This is a genomic window from Halovivax sp., assembly GCA_007119345.1.
In the GTDB taxonomy this organism is placed as follows: Archaea; Halobacteriota; Halobacteria; order Halobacteriales; family Natrialbaceae; genus Halovivax.
The window spans coordinates 1-17,613 of the sequence record SKPV01000206.1; the positions used below are offsets into that span (position 1 = coordinate 1).

Annotated in this window: 22 protein-coding genes and 1 pseudogene; 11 read left to right on the top strand and 12 right to left on the bottom strand. The window is 69.2% G+C overall.

Annotated features, from left to right (window positions below):
- Nucleotides 1–721 (bottom strand): thiamine pyrophosphate-dependent enzyme (locus QZT59_RS14260; RefSeq protein WP_290817801.1); only part of this gene is annotated, 721 nt, incomplete at its 3' end.
- 628 nt (nt 722–1,349) lie between these two features.
- Here QZT59_RS14260 and QZT59_RS14265 point away from each other — a divergent pair.
- From QZT59_RS14265 to QZT59_RS14275, 3 genes are all read left to right on the top strand, one after another.
- Nucleotides 1,350–1,778 (top strand): hypothetical protein, encoded by a 429-nt coding sequence (locus QZT59_RS14265; protein ID WP_290817803.1) that lies wholly within the window; start codon nt 1,350–1,352, stop codon nt 1,776–1,778.
- Between the two features lie 637 nt (nt 1,779–2,415).
- Nucleotides 2,416–2,610 carry a hypothetical protein gene (locus tag QZT59_RS14270; RefSeq protein WP_290817806.1) on the top strand — a complete coding sequence of 65 codons (195 nt, stop codon included), beginning with the start codon at nt 2,416–2,418 and terminating at the stop codon, nt 2,608–2,610.
- Between the two features lie 317 nt (nt 2,611–2,927).
- Nucleotides 2,928–3,647 (top strand): queuosine precursor transporter, encoded by a 720-nt coding sequence (locus QZT59_RS14275; RefSeq protein ID WP_290817809.1) that lies wholly within the window; start codon nt 2,928–2,930, stop codon nt 3,645–3,647.
- Between the two features lie 110 nt (nt 3,648–3,757).
- Here QZT59_RS14275 and QZT59_RS14280 read toward each other — a convergent pair whose 3' ends face one another.
- Genes QZT59_RS14280 through QZT59_RS14290 form a run of 3 tightly spaced genes read right to left on the bottom strand, consistent with a single transcriptional unit; the run spans nt 3,758 to nt 5,024 of the window.
- Nucleotides 3,758–3,964, bottom strand: a complete 207-nt coding sequence (locus QZT59_RS14280) for a hypothetical protein (protein ID WP_290817812.1) — start codon at nt 3,962–3,964, stop codon at nt 3,758–3,760.
- On the bottom strand, nt 3,961–4,548 hold the full coding sequence (locus QZT59_RS14285) for a DUF4382 domain-containing protein (protein WP_290817815.1): 588 nt from the start codon (nt 4,546–4,548) through the stop codon (nt 3,961–3,963). The genes QZT59_RS14280 and QZT59_RS14285 overlap by 4 nt, the downstream gene beginning before the upstream one ends.
- Nucleotides 4,549–4,601: 53 nt before the next feature.
- Nucleotides 4,602–5,024, bottom strand: coding sequence for a hypothetical protein (locus tag QZT59_RS14290; protein ID WP_290817818.1), 423 nt, complete (start codon nt 5,022–5,024; stop codon nt 4,602–4,604).
- Nucleotides 5,025–5,315: 291 nt separating this feature from the next.
- On the opposite strand from QZT59_RS14290, the gene QZT59_RS14295 reads away from it, so the two are divergent.
- Nucleotides 5,316–6,410, top strand: coding sequence for an aminopeptidase (locus tag QZT59_RS14295; protein WP_290817821.1), 1,095 nt, complete (start codon nt 5,316–5,318; stop codon nt 6,408–6,410).
- Nucleotides 6,411–6,548: 138 nt separating this feature from the next.
- Nucleotides 6,549–6,698, top strand: a complete 150-nt coding sequence (locus QZT59_RS14300; RefSeq protein WP_290817824.1) for a 50S ribosomal protein L40e — start codon at nt 6,549–6,551, stop codon at nt 6,696–6,698.
- 99 nt (nt 6,699–6,797) lie between these two features.
- On the opposite strand, the gene QZT59_RS14305 is transcribed toward QZT59_RS14300, so the two are convergent.
- The 3 genes from QZT59_RS14305 to QZT59_RS14315 all read right to left on the bottom strand — a co-directional run bounded on the left by QZT59_RS14305 (nt 6,798) and on the right by QZT59_RS14315 (nt 8,766).
- A complete protein-coding gene (locus QZT59_RS14305; RefSeq protein WP_290817827.1) occupies nt 6,798–7,265 on the bottom strand; it encodes a hypothetical protein in 468 nt (155 codons plus the stop codon).
- A 75-nt stretch (nt 7,266–7,340) separates the two neighbouring features.
- On the bottom strand, nt 7,341–8,009 hold the full coding sequence (gene hisH / locus QZT59_RS14310) for an imidazole glycerol phosphate synthase subunit HisH (protein ID WP_290817830.1): 669 nt from the start codon (nt 8,007–8,009) through the stop codon (nt 7,341–7,343).
- A gap of 136 nt (nt 8,010–8,145) precedes the next feature.
- Nucleotides 8,146–8,766 (bottom strand): uracil-DNA glycosylase family protein, encoded by a 621-nt coding sequence (locus tag QZT59_RS14315; protein ID WP_290817834.1) that lies wholly within the window; start codon nt 8,764–8,766, stop codon nt 8,146–8,148.
- Between the two features lie 264 nt (nt 8,767–9,030).
- Between QZT59_RS14315 and QZT59_RS14320 the strand changes: the two genes are divergently transcribed.
- A complete protein-coding gene (locus tag QZT59_RS14320; protein WP_290817837.1) occupies nt 9,031–9,378 on the top strand; it encodes a winged helix-turn-helix transcriptional regulator in 348 nt (115 codons plus the stop codon).
- Nucleotides 9,379–9,415: 37 nt separating this feature from the next.
- On the opposite strand, the gene QZT59_RS14325 is transcribed toward QZT59_RS14320, so the two are convergent.
- The gene (locus tag QZT59_RS14325; RefSeq protein WP_290817840.1) at nt 9,416–9,973 is read right to left on the bottom strand and encodes a DUF99 family protein; all 558 of its coding nucleotides are present in this window, start codon (nt 9,971–9,973) and stop codon (nt 9,416–9,418) included.
- Nucleotides 9,970–10,143 (bottom strand): DUF5786 family protein, encoded by a 174-nt coding sequence (locus tag QZT59_RS14330; protein WP_290817843.1) that lies wholly within the window; start codon nt 10,141–10,143, stop codon nt 9,970–9,972. The genes QZT59_RS14325 and QZT59_RS14330 overlap by 4 nt, the downstream gene beginning before the upstream one ends.
- Before the next feature lie 194 nt (nt 10,144–10,337).
- On the opposite strand from QZT59_RS14330, the gene QZT59_RS14335 reads away from it, so the two are divergent.
- Nucleotides 10,338–10,949, top strand: coding sequence for an MBL fold metallo-hydrolase (locus QZT59_RS14335; protein WP_290817846.1), 612 nt, complete (start codon nt 10,338–10,340; stop codon nt 10,947–10,949).
- A 91-nt stretch (nt 10,950–11,040) separates the two neighbouring features.
- Here QZT59_RS14335 and QZT59_RS14340 read toward each other — a convergent pair whose 3' ends face one another.
- Complete coding sequence (locus QZT59_RS14340; RefSeq protein ID WP_290817848.1) at nt 11,041–11,445, bottom strand: HAMP domain-containing sensor histidine kinase; 405 nt, start codon at nt 11,443–11,445, stop codon at nt 11,041–11,043.
- Here QZT59_RS14340 and QZT59_RS14345 point away from each other — a divergent pair.
- Together QZT59_RS14345 and QZT59_RS14350 are read left to right on the top strand one after the other, a co-directional pair.
- Nucleotides 11,372–11,605: pseudogene (locus QZT59_RS14345) on the top strand (RNA-guided endonuclease TnpB family protein); the annotation flags it as partial. The gene QZT59_RS14340 and the pseudogene QZT59_RS14345 overlap by 74 nt on opposite strands.
- A gap of 208 nt (nt 11,606–11,813) precedes the next feature.
- Nucleotides 11,814–12,335: a hypothetical protein gene (locus QZT59_RS14350; RefSeq protein ID WP_290817849.1), complete on the top strand. Its 522-nt coding sequence runs from the start codon at nt 11,814–11,816 to the stop codon at nt 12,333–12,335.
- Nucleotides 12,336–12,500: 165 nt separating this feature from the next.
- Here QZT59_RS14350 and QZT59_RS19240 read toward each other — a convergent pair whose 3' ends face one another.
- Nucleotides 12,501–13,445, bottom strand: coding sequence for a DUF5806 family protein (locus QZT59_RS19240; protein ID WP_394348662.1), 945 nt, complete (start codon nt 13,443–13,445; stop codon nt 12,501–12,503).
- A gap of 429 nt (nt 13,446–13,874) precedes the next feature.
- Between QZT59_RS19240 and QZT59_RS14360 the strand changes: the two genes are divergently transcribed.
- Nucleotides 13,875–15,011, top strand: a complete 1,137-nt coding sequence (locus QZT59_RS14360) for an acetyl-CoA C-acyltransferase (protein ID WP_290817851.1) — start codon at nt 13,875–13,877, stop codon at nt 15,009–15,011.
- Nucleotides 15,012–15,160: 149 nt separating this feature from the next.
- Nucleotides 15,161–16,444, top strand: a complete 1,284-nt coding sequence (locus QZT59_RS14365) for a sorbosone dehydrogenase family protein (RefSeq protein WP_290817854.1) — start codon at nt 15,161–15,163, stop codon at nt 16,442–16,444.
- A gap of 177 nt (nt 16,445–16,621) precedes the next feature.
- Here QZT59_RS14365 and QZT59_RS14370 read toward each other — a convergent pair whose 3' ends face one another.
- Complete coding sequence (locus QZT59_RS14370; protein WP_290817857.1) at nt 16,622–17,605, bottom strand: aldo/keto reductase; 984 nt, start codon at nt 17,603–17,605, stop codon at nt 16,622–16,624.
- Nucleotides 17,606–17,613: the final 8 nt, after the last annotated feature.

Sequence of the window (17,613 nt, forward strand, 5' to 3'; positions counted from 1 at the left end):
CGAGCGGGTCGGTCCCGTCGACCCGGACGCCCTCGATCCCGTAGGCGCGGGCCTTCTCGGCGATCGTCTCGCTCGCGGTCTGGCGCTCGACCGGCGTCGAGATCGCCCACTGGTTGTTGTTGCAGACGAAGACGGCGGGGACGTCGAAGACGGCGGCGAAGTTGAGCCCCTCGTGGAAGTCGCCGGTCGAGGTGGCGCCGTCGCCGAAGTGACACAGCACGGCCCGCTCGGACTCCCCCTGGAGCTTGAAGCCCCAGGCCAGCCCCATCGCCTGGGGGACCTGGGTGCCGATCGGGATGTACTCGGGCAGGACGTTGACGTCGTCCGGGACGGCGTAGCCCTCGCGATACCCCCGCAGGTGCGAGAGTAGGGCGGCGTACTCCCGGCCGTGGGCGTGCTTGGCGGCGTGCTCGCGATAGGTCGGGACGAGCCAGTCGGTCTCGTCCAGGGCGTAGCTGGTGGCGACCTGGGAACCCGCCTGTCCGCGCATCGGGGCGTACGTCGCGATGCGCCCTTGGCGCTGCAGGGCGGTCGCCCGCCGGTCGAAGTGGCGGGCGAGCGCGAGTTCCTCGTACATGGCGAGCAGTTCGTCGGCGGCGAGGTCGGGTCGCTCGGCGTCGGGACGGAGTCTCCCCTCCTCGTCGATGACCCGCACCGGCTCGTCGGGCGGATGGGGCGGGTCGGCGGTGCGTCCGGGTTCGGGTTCGTCGTGGGTGCTCATCTGTTTCCGGTGTCGCGGTGATCTCGTGTCGCGGTGATCGGGCGTCGTGTTCGGCGTTCCGACGTCAGATCGGCCGGGCGGCAACATTTACCGGCCGATCGAACCGGCCCGGCCTCGCTGGCTACGAGAACCGGGGAACGGACGGTCCCCCGCGAGGTTCGCGGACAGCGAACCGGCGAGGACGACCGCCGATTAAAATGTAATAAAGCGAAGAAGCCAGCTAAATCGTTTTCCGCGACCGGATACGTGGTCGACGGGCGAGCGAGTCGCGTTCTGGCTGGCTGACGCCATATCCCCACCCTCAGTTCCGCCGAACATAACTCTTTGTGATATGTGTTCACATGCTACTGTCGAAATCTGGGAAATGCTGTCGGAATCGGGCGGCCGGTGAACGGACGTGCTCGTATCGAGACTGGACCGTTCGATCGTCCAACCGCCGGCCGGAAAGCGGCCGGAATCCGGGCCGCCCGACACGCGAGCTCGCGGACGGATGGGAGAACCCCCGGATGGAACGCGAGCGACCGGTATCGGCCGTCGGCGCGGAAACCGTTCCGGACCGTGGGCCGAGCCTACTCGCGATGGCCGCCGCCTAACGAAGGTCCGGGGGTCCGTCCGACGAAACCGTACGATGCCTCGCGCGGACTCGGGCCCGTCGGCCGCACAGCTGCTCGCCCTGTGCTGTCTCGTCGGACTCGCCGTCGTGCTCGCGACGTGGGTAGTGCTCCCCGACCTGACGATGCAGACGGGGGACGGTTCACCGGACGGCGACCAGAACGCAGCTCCTGACGGCGATTACGGTGCGGCGGGCGACGACGAGGTCGAGGAGCGGACAACGGACGATGCTGACGAGCCGTCGACCGAATCCGACGGAGCGGACGGGGACGGAACGGGCGGCGAAGACGACGCCGACGTCGACGGGGCCGGCTCCGCGGACGGGTCCGACGACGGACCGCCGTCCGATCGGGGCCCGGACGGGGACGGGCCACCGGGTCTCGACGACGGCCAACCGCCCGGACAGGCGGACGGAGACGGACCGCCGGGCCAGGACGATAGCTGAACCGCGTGGCGCCCGCGGGTCGCCCGATCGACGAAGGCGGCCGGCTCGATCCGCCGCGTCCCTCCAGGACGGACTGCGACTGACCGAGGCAAACGCGATCGAGACGTCGATCGCGACGGCCGTCTCGCGAACGTGTGGCGGGTCGGTGACCGATGCGAGCCGTACCGCGAGACTCGTTTCGGGCGTCGACGAAAAGGGGCGGGCCGCGTGCCATCCGGCCGCCCGTCGAATCGAGGTCGCTCGTGGCCGCCCCGGGTCCAGCCGCTTCACTGGACCGGTCGTACGTCCCACGACCACCACTAAGAGCATCGGACCCCGAAGCTGCAAGCCCACGAAGAGGGGCCCGGAAGACACGCTCCGGGTCGCGCGACGCCCCGGCCGCTACGATTGTGAACCCGCCATCCGTTTGCCCGCCCGTGCCAGCGAGAGAGCCCGGGCAACGGGGCGGGGCCGAGCGATGCGAGGGGCGGCGCCCCGGGCTCGCGACCGGCGACGTCGCGGACACCTCGACCGGCAGCGGTGCGAGCGCCTCGAACGACGCTCGAATCACCGCCGGAACCCGCCGGGGTACCCGGTAATGATCGATCTCAGCCTCCCGTCGCGTCCGTGACTCACCAAGTCCCGCGTCTACCCCGTCGTGGGCTGGGGCCTTCGGATCTACGTCGCCTGCCTGCTCGTGATGGGGTTCTACAGCGCTCTCTGGCTCGCCGAGGTGACGGGCTACCTCGACGAGCGGACCGTGGGCGTCATCCGGCTCGCGATCCCCGGGATGGGGACCGCGTTCCTCGTCCTCCGGATCCCGCTGTTCTACTCGAGTCGGATGCGCAGTTGAACGCGCACGGATCCGGTCGTCGTCGGCGATGCGACCAGGGGATGACCCGAATCGGGCTCGAGGCGGACCCTATCGAATTCGGGGTAGACCCGAATCGACTCGGTGCGAACCCTATCTGACTCGAGGGAGACTCGAATCGAGCTCGAGGCTGACCCTCATCTGACTCGAGGGAGACTCGAATCGGGCTCGGGGCAGACCCCTTTCGGGCTCGAGGCAGACTCCTATCGGACTCGGGGTAAACCCGTATCCGACTCGAATCGGACCACGATCGGACTCGAATAACACCGTTTAGGGGGGTCGGGTGTGTAGCCCGGACGATGACCGAGTCACGGCCGACGCCGTCGATCGCGCAGGTCACGATCATCGCGCTCTTCGTGACCGCGCTCGTGACGGCCCAGCTGACCGCCGCGAAGGTGCTCGCGTTCGAGTTGCCGTTCTCGCTCCCGGTGACGGGCGCAGAGCTCGTCCTGCCGGGAGCCGCGCTGGCGTACGCGCTCACGTTCCTCGCCAGCGACTGCTACACCGAGCTGTACGGCAAGCGGGCGGCGCAGGTGGTCGTCAACGTCGCCTTCGCGATGAACTTCGTCCTGCTGGTGCTCGTGTGGTCGACCATCGCCGCGCCCGCCGCGGCGGACAGCGTCGATCCGGACGCGTTCGCCTCGGTTCTCGGCGCGTCGACGAACATCGTCGCCGGGAGTCTGCTGGCGTACCTCGTCAGCCAGAACTGGGACGTGATCGCCTTCCACCGGATCCGGGACTACACCGGCCCCGACCGGCTCTGGCTGCGCAACGTCGGTTCGACGGCGACCAGCCAGGCGATCGACACCGTCATCTTCGTCTCGGTCGCCTTCTTCCTCGCGCCGCTGGTCTTCGGCGTCGGACCGGTGCTGCCCGGCGCCGTCCTCCTGCAGCTGATCGTCGGCCAGTACCTGCTGAAGCTCGCCATCGCGGTCGTCGACACGCCGTTCGTCTACCTGATCGTCCACCTGGTCCGGACGCGGACGCCGGCGTTCGAGGAGGAATCGGCGGTGGCCTGATCGACGATGTCGATCCCGTGGTCGCCGGCGCGGAGAGCCGGTGGTCGTTGATCGGGGGCGCGCTCGGGGGTCCGTCAGCGGAGACCGGGATCGACGGCCGTTCGATCGAGCTACCGGAACGGCGGCGGGCTGGATCCGGCCGCGCCGAGCAGCCAGAGGACCCCCAGCGCGACGAGAACGATCAGGACGACATTCCACGCGAGGCCGAACAGGAGGCGTCCGACGACGAGCACCAGCACGACGACGAGCAGCGCGCTCAAGAGGAAACCGAGCGGCCCGACGAACGACGGGAGCGTCGCCAGGAGCGCGAGGCTCATGCGTGTTCCTCGTACTCGACGGAGATCCCCTCGGGCACCGGCTGGAGGACGTATCCGCCCGCCCCGCCGCGCCGGACGGGCGTGAAGTCCGCGGTGAAGGTGGTCAGCGTATCCGCACGGATATCGAACGTCTCGTTGAACGTCAGCGGCGCCCGGCCCGGAACCTCGACGGTCGCGGCGGAGCCGTCCTCGAGGGTCGCATCGATTTCGTCGACGTCCAGTTGCAGGAACTCGTAGGTGGTCGTCTCGAGTTCGCGTTCGTCGACGAGCTGGGTGGCCTCACCCTGCAGCTCGACGAGGTCGGCACGCTGGGGCTCGTCGTATTCGTGGTGCTCGCGGCCGGCGGGCGCTTCGTCCTCGTCGTCGCCCGCCTCGGCGCCCTCCGGACCGAGCCACATGCCGACGACGGTGACGACGCAGGACTCGAAGTCCCCGATGTCGCCGGGATCGTCGGTCACTTGCGTCGCGAGCGTCCCGGACTCGTCGCCCCCGAGACAGCCGGCGAGGCCGACCATCCCGACGGTCGCCGCGCCCGTCGCCGCGAGGTACGTCCGTCTATCCGTGATCGTCGAATTCAGGTTCATGGTGTGCAGTCGTCGACGTCGGTTGTGTGTGCCGGGCTGTGCATGTTCGGCACTTACGCGTCCGACTCTGTCTCGTCAGCCCCGCCGTCGTCCGCCGAAGCGTTACCGTCGCTCGCGTCGTCGGCGTCTCCACCGAGCAGCTCGCCGAGCGCTCCGCCGAGGCTCTCGATCGACCCCGACAGGAACGACTCGATCCGGTCGTGGATCTCGCTCACGCGATCGGGTACCTGCTCGGGCAGGCCGTCGCTCGGGCCGACGCCGTCGGCGGTACCGGCGCGGTCCTCGCTGGCAGCGACGGTCCCGCCGTCGTCGGCGTCCGTGGCGTTCTCGTCCTCAGCGTCCGATGCGGTACCTTCGTACGCGTTCGCGCCGTCGCCGTTCGCCTGATCGGCCGGGCTGGCGGCACCGAGTGCCGCTCCAGCGCCGATCAGGAGCGATGCCGCAACCGCGATCGTGACCAGCTGTCGTGCTCTCATTGCATCCGATTCTATGTCACGATACCTGATATACACCGACGACGTTGATTCCGATTCAACGACGGTTTTCCCGGTTTAACGACGATTGTCGGGTCGCCCCAGTCACTCGATTTCGACGTTTTAGTCGGATTGGCAAACCCTCGCTCCCGTTCCCGCCCGTCACAGCGTCAATAATCCGATAGTAGTTTCGGTTCGCCGCACGGCGCCCCCGTTCGCGCGACGCCGCGGACCGCCTGAACTGCGCTCGTCCGAACCGACGATCGTTTAACGGTCCCCGCACGACTCGCGGCCATGGACCCACGCGTCTCCGAACACGCCGAGACCCTCGTCGACTGGAGCGCCCGCGTCGAGTCGGGCGACGACGTCGTCGTCTCCGTCGGACCGGACGCCCACGAACTGGCGGTCGCCGTCGCCGAGAAACTCGGCGAGCGCGGCGCCAATCTGCTCGCGACGTACGACTCCGGCGAGATCCACCGGGCGTACCTGCGCGCCCACGACGGCGACTTCGCCGGGGGAGATCACGAACTGGCGCTCGTCGAGGAAGCCGACGTCTACCTCCGGCTCGGCGGCGGCCGCAACACCAGCGCGACGGCCGACGTCCCCGGCGAGACCCGCCAGGCCTATCGCGCGGCGACCAAGGACGCCCGCGAGGCACGGATGGACACCCGCTGGGTGTCGACCGCCCACCCGACGCGCTCGCTCGCCCAGCAGGCCGACATGGCATACGAGGAGTACCGGGACTTCGCGTACGACGCCATCCTGCGGGACTGGGAGGCCCTCGCCGAGGAGATGGCCAACATGAAGGAGGTGCTCGACGAGGGCAGCGAGGTCCGTCTCGTCGGCCCCGAGACCGACCTCACCATGTCGATCGAGGGTCGGACGGCCGTCAACAGCGCCGCCTCCGTCGCCTACGACTCCCACAACCTCCCCAGCGGCGAGGTGTTCACCGCCCCCTACGACACCGAGGGCGAGGTCACGTTCGACGTCCCGATGACGATCGAGGGCCGGCCCGTCCGCGACGCCTCTCTCCGCTTCGAGGGCGGCGAAGTCGTCGAGCACGACGCCGCCCAGGGCGCGGACGTGATCGAAGACGTCCTCGAGACCGACGCCGGCGCCCGCCGGCTCGGCGAGCTCGGGATCGGCATGAACCGCGGCATCGACCGCTTCACCGACAACATCCTCTTCGACGAGAAGATGGGCGACACCGTCCACCTCGCCGTCGGCCGCGCCTACGACGCCTGCCTCCCCGAGGGCGAATCGGGCAACGATTCGGCGGTTCACGTCGACATGATCACCGACGTCAGCGAGGACTCCCGGATGGAGGTCGACGGCGAGGTCGTCCAGCGTAACGGGCGGTTCCGGTGGGAAGAGGGCTTCGACGCGTAGCGCCGGCTCTCCGGGCGCTTCCATCCACCTTTTCGGGCGCTCCAACCGGCCCCCCGGGCGCTCCAACCGGCCCCCCGGGCGCTCCAACCGGCCCCCCGAACCAGCACCGTTAAATGGGCCACCGGCTAACGGCCCCGCATGGCCAGTTTCGACGCCGCGGAGAAGCGGACCCTCGAGAAGATGATCTGCATGAAGTGCAACGCCCGCAACCCCAAACGAGCAGACCAGTGTCGCAAGTGCGGGTACGCGAAGCTCCGACCGAAGGCGAAGGAAGCGCGCAGCGCCTGAAAACTGACGGCCGCTTTTCGACGACCGCTTCCGGACGAGCGGCGCCTCCGTCGCGGACGTCCCCGTCACGGAAGGCGTCGGCGGCGATCCGACGGCGGCTCAGGTGGCGACGAGCATGGCGACGGCCACCCCGACCACCATCGCCATCGCGAGGACGATGAACGCCGCGATTCGACGCATCGAGGGCTCCTCGGGCTCGTGCGGTCCGGTGTACTCCTGGTAGGCGAGCGAGAGGACCACGGCGACCATCACCAGCGGGGTGAGACCGACCGCGTCGAGCGAGAGTCGAGGAACGTACGGGATCGCGAGCGCGACGGCGAGCAGGGCGTAGCCGAGTCCGGCCCGCTGGTGGGGCCCCAGGCGCCGCCCGGCGAGTTCGACGTCGCCGTCGCGACGGACGCTCAGCAGGGCGACGGCGGCGGCGAACGTCGGGACCGCCGCGACCGCGAGCGTGGGCTCGAGACCGACGTCGAGGAAGCCGAGCAGGAGGGTCGCGGAGACGGCGAGCAGCAAGAGCGCACCGACGACGGCCGTCCGGTGACGCAGTTCCTCGAGATCGACGGGCACAACCCCACGTTTACCGCGACCCGGCAAAACTATTTTGATCACAACATCTTCGCGGCGACGAAAACCAGCCCCGTCTCAGCGGTCGGCGCACAGCTCGACGAAGTTCCGCAAAATCCCCAGCCCCGTCTCGCCGCTCTTCTCGGGGTGGAACTGGGTGCCGAAGACGGTGCCGGACTCGTCGGCGACGACGGCGGGGACGGTGACCTCGTAGTCAGTCGTCGCGACGACCGCGTCGTCGTCCTCGGGAACGGCGTAGAAGGAGTGGACGAAGTAGGCATAGTCGCCGTCGATGCCCTCGACGAGCGGATGCTCGCGCTCGACCGACAGCTCGTTCCAGCCCATGTGGGGCACCTTCTGACCCTGTGCGAAGCGGACGTTGGTCCCTGGAACGAGATCCAGTCCGCGGACCGCCGACTCGCCCTCGTTGGCACCCTCCTCGCTGGTCGTCAGCAGCATCTGCATCCCCAGACAGATGCCGAACAGCGGCGTGCCGTCGTCGGCGACCGACAGCAGCTCCTCGCGGATCGGGTCGGCGTTCTCGACGCCCTCGCGGAAGGCGCCGACGCCGGGGAGGACGACCCCGTCGGCCGCCCGGAAGGCGTCGGGATCGTCCGTGATCTCGACGGCGGCGCCCGCGCGCTCCAGTCCGCGGGTGACGCTGCGGAGGTTCCCCAACCCGTAGTCGACGACGGCGACGGACGCCAGCGCTTCCTCGGGCGGCGACGGGATCGACTGCTGGCTCATGGGTGAGCGTCGGCGCGTCGGGCCAAAGGCCCTTTCGTTCGGGCGGGACTCGCCGGGGTCGGCCCACCGCCGCGGGTTCGCCCGGCGCCGCGGGTTCGCCCGGCGCCGGTGAACGGTCGGCCAACCGGGAGATCGATCAGAACTCGCCGAGGCGGGACTGTCCGTCGCCGTCGGACGGCGAGACGCCGGCGATCGCGGCCGCCTCGCGGATCGTCTCCGCGAACGCGGACTCCTGACTGCGGTCGTACAGCGTGGCCGCCGGGTGCAGACAGATCAGCACCCGTCGCGGCGTCTCCGCCTCGCCGACGCGGATCTCCTCGACGGTGCCGGTCTCTTTCGTCACCGCGATCGATCGCTCGAGGAGGTGCTCGCCGGGCACCTTCCCCAGGGTGACGATCACGTCGGGATCGACGCGCTGGATCTCGGCGTCGAGGTAGCCCCGACAGTTGCCGAGTTCCTCCGTCGTCGGGTCGCGGTTCTCCGGCGGCCGGCAGCGCACGCAGTTGGTGATCCGGACCGACTCGCGGTCGAGCCCGACCGCACGCAGCTGCTCGTCCAGGACGGCCCCGCTGCGGCCCACGAACGGCTCGCCCTCGGCGTCCTCCGTCGCGCCGGGTGCTTCGCCGACGAACAGGACGTCCGCGTCCGCGGGCCCGACGCCGTTGACGATCCGACTCCGCGACTCGACGAGCGCCGGACACCGGGGACAGTCCGAAACCGCGAGCCCGTCGAAGTGGTCGGCCTGCTCCTCGTCCATGGTCGCGTCTCGTCCGCGGCGCACCTACGGCTTTCGGGTTGCGTCGAAACTCGGGCGGAACGTGGTGACGGACGCCGATCCGCCGAGAGCGCGGTCGTCGAGGACCGATTCCAGACGGTCGCCGGGGCCTCCCGTCTGTCGGCCGTCGACTCGGGTACGGGGGGCGGAAAGTGATAAGTCCCCGGAAGTAATTACCTTCAGTACAAGTATTGGCCGGAAGTATTACCTGTTTCTGTCAAACACTGCGGAGTAGAGAGTGATTTCGTGAAGCTCAGACGGCCCACCGACTTCCTGATCCTCGAAGCGCTCGAGGAGACCGGCCGGAACGTCGCACCGAATCTGGCCTCCCACACGGGGAAGAGCCGGAAGAACATCAACACCCGTCTCCCGGTGCTGGAGGACTACGGGCTGGTACGGAAGATCGGTCCCGCCGACCGATCGGGGCTGTACGAGGTCACCTCGCTCGGGAAGGCGGCGCTGATCCACCGTGACCAGTACGACGACGCGGACGACTTCGAGGCCCTGATCGCCGAGGAGTCCGAGACGGCGCCCGACGGCGGTTCGGTCGCTCACGCGATGGCCCGCGGCGAGGACGGCGACGACGCACGGTAGTTCTCGGACGCCTCGGCGGACGGCGAGGCCGGCACCCTCACTCGAGGGCGCTCGCGCCGGCTCGCGCCAGGAGCCGCGCGACCCTGATCGGCTCCGGACGGCCGCCCTCGGGCGTGAACGTCCGAAGCACGTCCGCGGCCGCCTCGTCCGAGAGCCCGACGGCGCGGACGTACACCGTCTCGTCGTTCACCGACAGCTCGCGACGCGGCGGGAGCGATCGGTAGCGCTCGAGGCGGCGCTCCAGCGCCTCGCCCGAAAACGCCTCCGCGAGGGCGTCCTCGAGACCGTCGCTGGCCTCGAAGGTGACGGCGACGGTGGGGAGGCCGGTCGCCTCGTGAACGCGCCCGAGATCCAGGACGTTGTACCACGCCGGCGCCACGGCGCCGACCAGGAGGTAGCGGACGTCTTCGCGATCGAGGCCGTCGACGAGTTCGACGACCGCGTCGGTCGCGTCCAGCCCGCCGACGGTCGCCGACCCGAAGGCGGCGCCGTCGACCACCCGGTCGGCGCGCACCACGGCCCCGGCGAGTGTGCTCCGGTCGTCGCGGGCGGATTCGGCGACGCCGAGCGCCCGGACCCCGGGCCGGGGCGTCATTCCTCGTCCTTTATCTCGGCGAGTCGATCGATCAGTTCGTCGTTGGAGGCGCCGTTCTCGAACTCGACCGTGCCGCGGTGACCGTTCTCTTCGGACTGAACCGCCTCCTCGTCGTCAAAATCGGCGTCGAGGTCCCGCTGTTCGGATTCGTCGTAACTTCCGAATCCCATGTGTGAAGTCCTACGGGATTGGAAGGCAAAAATCCACTGCTGGACGAGTGTAGCGGTTAGGTGGGGGTCCGTAGACGCGCCGGGGGAGGGTGCGGGTTCGTTACACGGGTCGGCGCGCGCGGAGCCGCCGGTCGCCACCGCGCTCGACGCGGTGCGGCGACGGCTTTACGACCGCTCGCGGAGACCTCCCGACGATGGACGTACACACCGTCACCGCCGAGGCCGAGACGTTCACGTGCAACGCCTACCTCACGGTCGGCGAGCGGACGACGCTCGTCGACGCCGGCGCCTGGGACGGCGTGGTCGGCGCCGTCAGAGAGCACGTCGACCAGCTGGATGCGGTCGTCCTCACCCACCAGCACGGCGATCACGTCGCCCAGCTGGAGGATGTCTGCGAGGCGTTCGATCCCGACGTCTACGCCTACGCCGACCATCCCCGGCGCACCGACGAGCTCGCGGACGGCGACGAGGTCGAGATCGGCGACGAAACGTTCGAGGTCGTCTTCACGCCCGGCCACGCCGACGATCACGTCTCGTTCGTCTCCGACTCGACCCTGTTCAGCGGGGACGTCGTGGTCCACGACGACGGCGCCTTCGAGTACGGCAGCTTCGGTCGAACCGACATGCCCGGCCAGTCCCGCGAGACGCTGATCGAGAGCATCGAGCGATTGCTCGAGCGGATGCCCGACTCCGTCGAGCACATGTACTCGGGCCACGGCGAGGAGTTCCGCGGCGACGTGCGCGACGTCGTCGAGACGGCGCTCGAACGCGCCGAGAAGCGCGAGCCGAAGTACCCGGAGGAGTGAGCGGGAGCGACGCGTCCGCGCGACCCCGGGTCGCGGTCCGATCCGAAGCGATCCGCGAGCGTTGACCGCCGCGGGCGGGCCGCCACCCACCCTACAACGGCAGCTCGACGGAGACCGTCGTCCCGTCGGTCCCGGTCTCCAAGGAGACCGCCGCGTCCGAGTGCTCGACGACCCAGTAGACGATCCAGAGCCCGATCCCGATCCCGTGCTCCAGCGGCCTCTCCTCGCCGCGTTCGAGCACCTTCAGTTCCCGTTCTGGAATCCCCGGACCGTCGTCGGCGACCGTCACCGTGGCGCGGGTTTCGGTCGGACGAGCCACGACGCGGACCGTCGTCCCGACGTCGCCGTTCGTCGCCCGATGCCGCGGAATCGAATCCCCGCCCAGAACGGGCTCGCCGTCCGCCGATTCGCCGGTTTCGGAATGTTCTTGTTGCGGACGCGAGCGCGAGGTGAACCGCGTCGAGCGTGGCTCGGACGTCTGTGACGAGTGTGACACAACGGCGAATGCGGGCGTGAACGGTGCTGAGAAGATTCGACAGAAAGTATCTCCAGGTCCGTCACAGGAGAGGAGTGTCGGCTGGTTGGTACGGCCTTCGGTGTACCCGTTCGACGAAGAGAGCGAATGCTTCCCACCGCGAGAACGGGCCACGTCGTAAACCACAATATCCCGACGGCGTTCGTGAATCCTCGCCCTTCGGGACGGGGAGGATCTCAACTGAGTAGGTGACCTGAAGGGGGCGAAGAAGTACTGGCCATCGTCACGATCCGTATTCGGGGATCGTCGGGGTTCTCGAGGGGAACCCTTTTTGCTCGGACCGCCCCCGGATCCCGCATGGAGTCGCGAACCACGCGCGGTGGAGCGCCGTGACGACGGATCGAGGTCCTGACGACGAGCCGTCGGCCGACGGCGGACCGGACGACTCGTCGCCGTGGGCCGAACTGCTCGCCGACGCCGAGTCGATCGCCGACGAGTACCGCGCCGACGGCTGGACCGTCGAACGCCTCCGGACGAGGGACGTCGCGCCCTGGCGAACCGACGAGGAACCTGCCGGCGACGACGCGGCCGGCGGCTTCCTCACCCTCGTCGGAGACGAGTCCTTCGACGAGATCGAGGCGCGGGTCGCCGAGGGCACCTTCGCGTCCGCCGAGGTCTACCGCCGCCGCGTCGGCGACGCCGTCCTCGCGATCGCCGTCGAGCTCGACGCGCCCACCGAGACCGCCGTCGTGGTCCCGCTGTACTACCGTCCGGAGGAGGCGCGCGCCGCCCTGGACGCCGCCGGAGCCGCCGGCGAACTCCAGGTACGCGTTCGTCCGGAGGGTCGCGACGACTGGCTGACGTTCGTCCACGACGATCCGGAGCTGTTCGAGCCCGACGACCCCAGGTGACGGCCGCTCGGCGTCCGCCGCGCCGCCGGGTCGGTTTCGCTGCGGACGCTCGCCGGCGAGGTGGTGCGGACGCTCGTCGGCGGATCGGCTGTGGCGCGAACGCTCGCCGGCGAGGTGGTGCGGACGCTCGCGGCCACGCCACCGCGGGTTCGCACGAACCTCGACTTACTCGCCGTCGTCGGCCGCGGCCTCTTCCTCCCGGAGCGCCTTGCTCGCCTCGCGCACCTCGCGCATCACGCTCGAGATGCGTTCTTCGGCCTCCAGCTCGTCGTCGACGGAGAGGTCGACGCCCTCGACCTCGAGCAGGAACTTCGAGACCTCGGTGACCTCGTACATGACGTCGTCGAGCTCTTCTGCCGTGTAGAAGTCACACATCGCGCCGTAGAGGAAGGTCGCGCCCGCCTTGCGCACCTTGTCGTCGAACGACGAACGGGCCTGATTGACCGCCTGGGGCGTGTAGGTGTCGGTCATGAAGGGGACCAGTTCCGGGAGGTTCTCGCCGATCTTGGTCATCTCGACGCCGGTCTCGGTGCGGAAGTCGGCGCACAGCCGCGCAATCGCCCACTCGCGGGCGGTGACGTAGGTCCGATCGCGGAGGAACTCGTTCACCCGCTCGTACTGGGCGCCGTCCATCTTCTTGAAGCGCTCGTACTTGCGGACGTCCTCGGGCACGCGGTCCGGGTCCGGCACGTCGGGCATCGGTTCGTCGGCGCCAGCATCCGAATCGTCGGCGTCACCGCCTCCGGGTTCGACCCCCACCGGCGCGGTCGAGCGTTCCTCGACGGCTTCCGGGCGTTCGGTCCCCGCATCGGCTCCCGAGGCCCCGCCCTCCGCGTCCTCCCGGTCGGCGGCGGAAGACGAATCCTCCGTGACGTCCGTCGGTTCACCGGGGTCTCGACCCCGTCCGACCGGTCGGCGGTCCGCGTTCGGTCGGCGGCCATCGGTCGGGGAGCCGCGCTCGTTCGGGTCCTCCGGATCGTCGCGGTCGGGTCGTTCGTCCGTCCGCTCGCCGTCGTTCGCCGCCGGCGAGGAATCCCGCTCCTCGGCGTCCGCCGGGTCGGACTCGTCGCGCGCCGCCCGATCGTCGTCCGCCTCGGGTCGGTCGTCCATGGGGCCTCTTTGCCAAACGCCCGAGATAAGGCTGTCCCTCCGAGGGCCGACTGGCGCCACCGAGCCGACGCGACGCCCCACCGGAGCCCGGGGCGGCGGGCCGATGGGTACCCGGCGAAACGCACGGTTTCCTTGACGACTGCCCGAGCGGTTCGTCGTCGCTCGCTCGGCTCGGGTTCTTTCCATCTCGAACTATCGTCAATGTTTATGGCGGAGTGTTCGATAAGTGCGGCCGCAGGCTCCGCGAGCCTGTGGGCGACACACCACCGTCCCCACCTTTCGAGGTCGTCCTCACCGTCGAGGTCGTCCCCACCTTCCAGGTCGTCCTCACCGTCGAGGCCGTCTCCATCTTTCGACGCGGTCGGAAACTTCGCGTCCGATTTCCCGAGTTCTCGACCACTTATGGTGCTTGCGACGGAGTACCGTGATATGGCACCGACTCCAGTCGTAGCGCAGGCGGTTCGAACGCCCCAGGGGAAAGAGGACGGCGTCTTCGCCGACGTCCGCAGCGAGGACCTCTCGATCCCGCTGGTGAACGAGATCCTCGCCGAGACCGGCCTCTCCGGCGAGGAGGTCGACGACCTGATGTGGGGCTGCGCTCAGCAGCGCGGCGAACAGGACAACAACCTGGCGCGCGTGATCGCGCTCCTTTCGGACCTCGGCGAGAACGTGCCGGCGACGACGATCAACCGCTGGTGTGCCTCCTCGATGCAGGCCGTGATCTCGGCGTCGGACGCGATCCGCGCCGGCCAGCGCGAGTGTATCGTCGCCGGCGGCGTCGAGAGCATGAGCCGCGTCCCGATGCAGGGCGGCGAGCGCGACCTGCACCCCCGGCTCGCCGAGGAGTACGTCGTCACCGACCTCATGATGGGGATGACCGCCGAGAAGGTCGCCGAAGAGTACGCGGTCTCCCGCGAGGCCCAGGACGAGTACGCCGCCGAGAGCCAACAGCGCGCGGCCGCGGCGACCGAGGAGGGCCGTTTCGAGAGTCAGATCGTCCCCATCGAGACCGAAGACGGCACCGTCACCGAAGACGAGGGAATTCGACCGGGCACCACGACCGAGAAACTCGCCGAGCTGCCCACCGTCTTCGTCGCCGACGGGACCGTCACGCCCGGTAACGCCTCCCAGATCTCCGACGGCGCGGCCGCCCTGCTGGTGACCAGCGAGGCGTTTGCCGACGAACACGACCTCGAAATCATGGCCGAGGTCGGCGACAACAACGTCGCCGGCGTCGACCCGACGGTGATGGGGATCGGCCCCGTCCCCGCCACGAAGGGGTTGCTCGAGCGCACCGGCCGCGAGATCGACGACTACGACCTCGTCGAACTCAACGAGGCGTTCGCGAGCCAGACGGTCTACGCCCGCGACGAACTCGGCATCGACCACGACAGCTTCAACGTCAACGGCGGCGCGATCGCCATCGGCCACCCGCTCGGCGCCTCCGGCGCCCGCCTCCCGGTGACGCTGATTCACGAGCTCCGGGCCCGCGGCGGCGGTCGCGGGCTCGCGACGCTCTGCGTCGGCTTCGGCCAGGGTGCGGCGATCGACTTCGTGGTGCGGTAACGGCGATACGCCGTCACCTTTCGCGGCGCCGGTCGACGCGCCCCGTCGGCTCGTCCCCCACCGCCGAGATGTCGGTTGCATAGGAGTTGCTGCGAGCGGCGCGTTCCTATGAGGTGCTTACTTACCGGTCTTGAGACGAACGGTCGAACATGGAAGACCGGGCCTCTCGACGGTCGCTGCTGGCGGTCGTCGGCGCCGGCACCCTCGGGGTAGCGGGGTGTCTCGGGAGCGACGACGCGCCGGACGGAGCGTCCGACGACGAACCGTCCGACGAGGGCGAGGGAGGAGACGAGTGGGACGTGGACGGGTCACCCCTCGAGGCGTCCTTCGAGGCGGCCGTCGTCGTGGAAAACCTCGACGTTCCGTGGGACATCGCGTTCGCCCCGGACGGAGACGTGTTCCTCACCGAACGACCGGGGCGAATCCGACGGACCACGGCCGCGGAACTGGCCGGCGATACGCCGCTCGACGCGACCGACCTCCCGGAGGAGCCGATCGAGCTTCCGGACATCGCCCCGGACGGGGAGGGTGGCGCGCTCGGCATCGCCGTCCATCCAGCGTATCCGGAGCCACCGTCGGTCTACGTCTTCTACACTGCCGAAACGGAGTCGCGAGTCGATCGGGTGGTCCGGTACGACGCGACGGACGTCGGCGAGGTCGAGACGATCGTCGACGACTTGCCGGGTGCGGTCCACCACAACGGCGGTCGCGTCGCGTTCGGTCCGGACGACCAGCTGTGGATTACGCGAGGAGACGTCAGCGAACCCGAGCTGTCCCAAGATCCCGGTTCGCTCGTCGGATCGCTCCTCCGGGTCACGCCCGACGGAGAACCGGCGGGAGCCGATGATGCGCCCGAGGACGCCGACCCCATGGTCTACACCTACGGTCACCGCAACACGCAGGGAATCGACTGGTTGCCGGACGGGACGCCGATCACCACCGAGCACGGACCGGTGGCCCGCGACGAGGTGGTCCTGCACGACGGCGGGCGCAATTACGGCTGGCCGATCGCCCGGGGCGGGACGGACGACGAGGAGTACGACGCGTACGACGAGAGTGCAGAGTTCGCCCCGCCACTCGCCTCGTCCGGGACGATCGACGGCGAAGAGACGTGGGCGCCGTCCGGCGGAACGTGGTACGACGATTCCGCGATTCCCGAACTCCGGAACCGGTTTCTCTTCGCCGGGCTCCGTTCCCAGCGCCTGCACGTGCTCACCCTGCTCGATCCCGACGAACAGCCCCCAGACGATGCGACGGAGGTCCACGACGAACCGTGGCTCGACGAGCGGTTCCTCGCGGTTCGACACGAACTCCTCGTCGAAGAGTTCGGCCGGCTTCGACACGTCGCACAGGACCCCGACGGAGCGCTCTATCTCCTCACGTCGAACGAGGGCGACGCGGACGACGTGATCGTTCGACTCGATCCGACGTAGGCCGTTGGCTCGGTCGATCCCGCGACGATCGGGGACCGGTCGATCCCGCGACGATCGGGTGCCGACCGTCGAGCGTACCCGCGTGCGGCGACGATCGCCCGGGTACCGCCGCTCCCGAGACGGGTCGACGTGGGACCTACCGCGGCGTCGCGTCCTCGAGCCGAGTCCGCGCGACCCTCACTGGTGCCCGGAAACCGGCACGGGTTCGTACGGGTCTTCGATGTATTCCAGATCCGAATCCGACAGCGAGACATCGACGGCCTCGACCGCCTCCTCCAGGTGCTCGACGCTGGAGACGCCGACGATCGGCGCCGTCACCGGATCGCGGTGGAGGTGCCAGGCGATCGAGAGCTGGGCCATCGTCACGCCCTTCTCGTCGGCCAGCTCCGCGATCCGGCGGTTTATCTTCTCGCCGCCGCCGTCGCGGTAGACGGCGTGGCGGTCCCCGCGCTCGTCGGCTTCCTCGCTCCCGCGGGCCGTCGCGTCGAACTCGTCGTGGGGTCGGGTCACGTAACCCCTGGCGAGCGGACTCCACGGGATGACGCCGACGCCCTCCTTCTCGCACAGCGGGAGCATCTCGCGCTCTTCCTCGCGATAGACCGGGTTGTAGTGGTTCTGCATCGAGACGAAGCGCTCGAGGCCGAGCCGGTCGCTCGTGTGCAGCGCCTCGGCGAACTGGTGGGCCCACATCGACGAGGCCCCGAGGTAACGCACCTGATTTCGTCGAACCGCGTCGTCGAGCGTCCGCAGCGTCTCCGCGATCGGCGTCTCGTCGTCCCAGCGGTGGATCTGGTAGAGGTCGACCGTCTCGAGCCCCAGCCGGTCGAGCGAGTTCGCCAGCTCCTGCTCGATCGCCTTGCGCGAGAGCCCCTGTGCGTTCGGATTCTCGTCGTCCATCGAGCCGTAGACCTTGGTCGCGACGACGAGCTCGTCGCGGTCGTGTTCGGCGATCACGTCGCCGACGAGCGCCTCGCTGTCGCCGTCGCGGTAGACGTTGGCCGTGTCGATGAAGGTGACTCCCAGCTCGATCGCGCGCTCGACGATTTCCCGGCTCTCGTCCTCGTCGAGCTTCCAGCCCTCGCTTTCGTACCCCAGGTTCATCGTCCCCAGACAGATCCGGCTGACGGACAGGCCCGTCGAGCCCAGCGCGGTGTACTCCATACGGGACC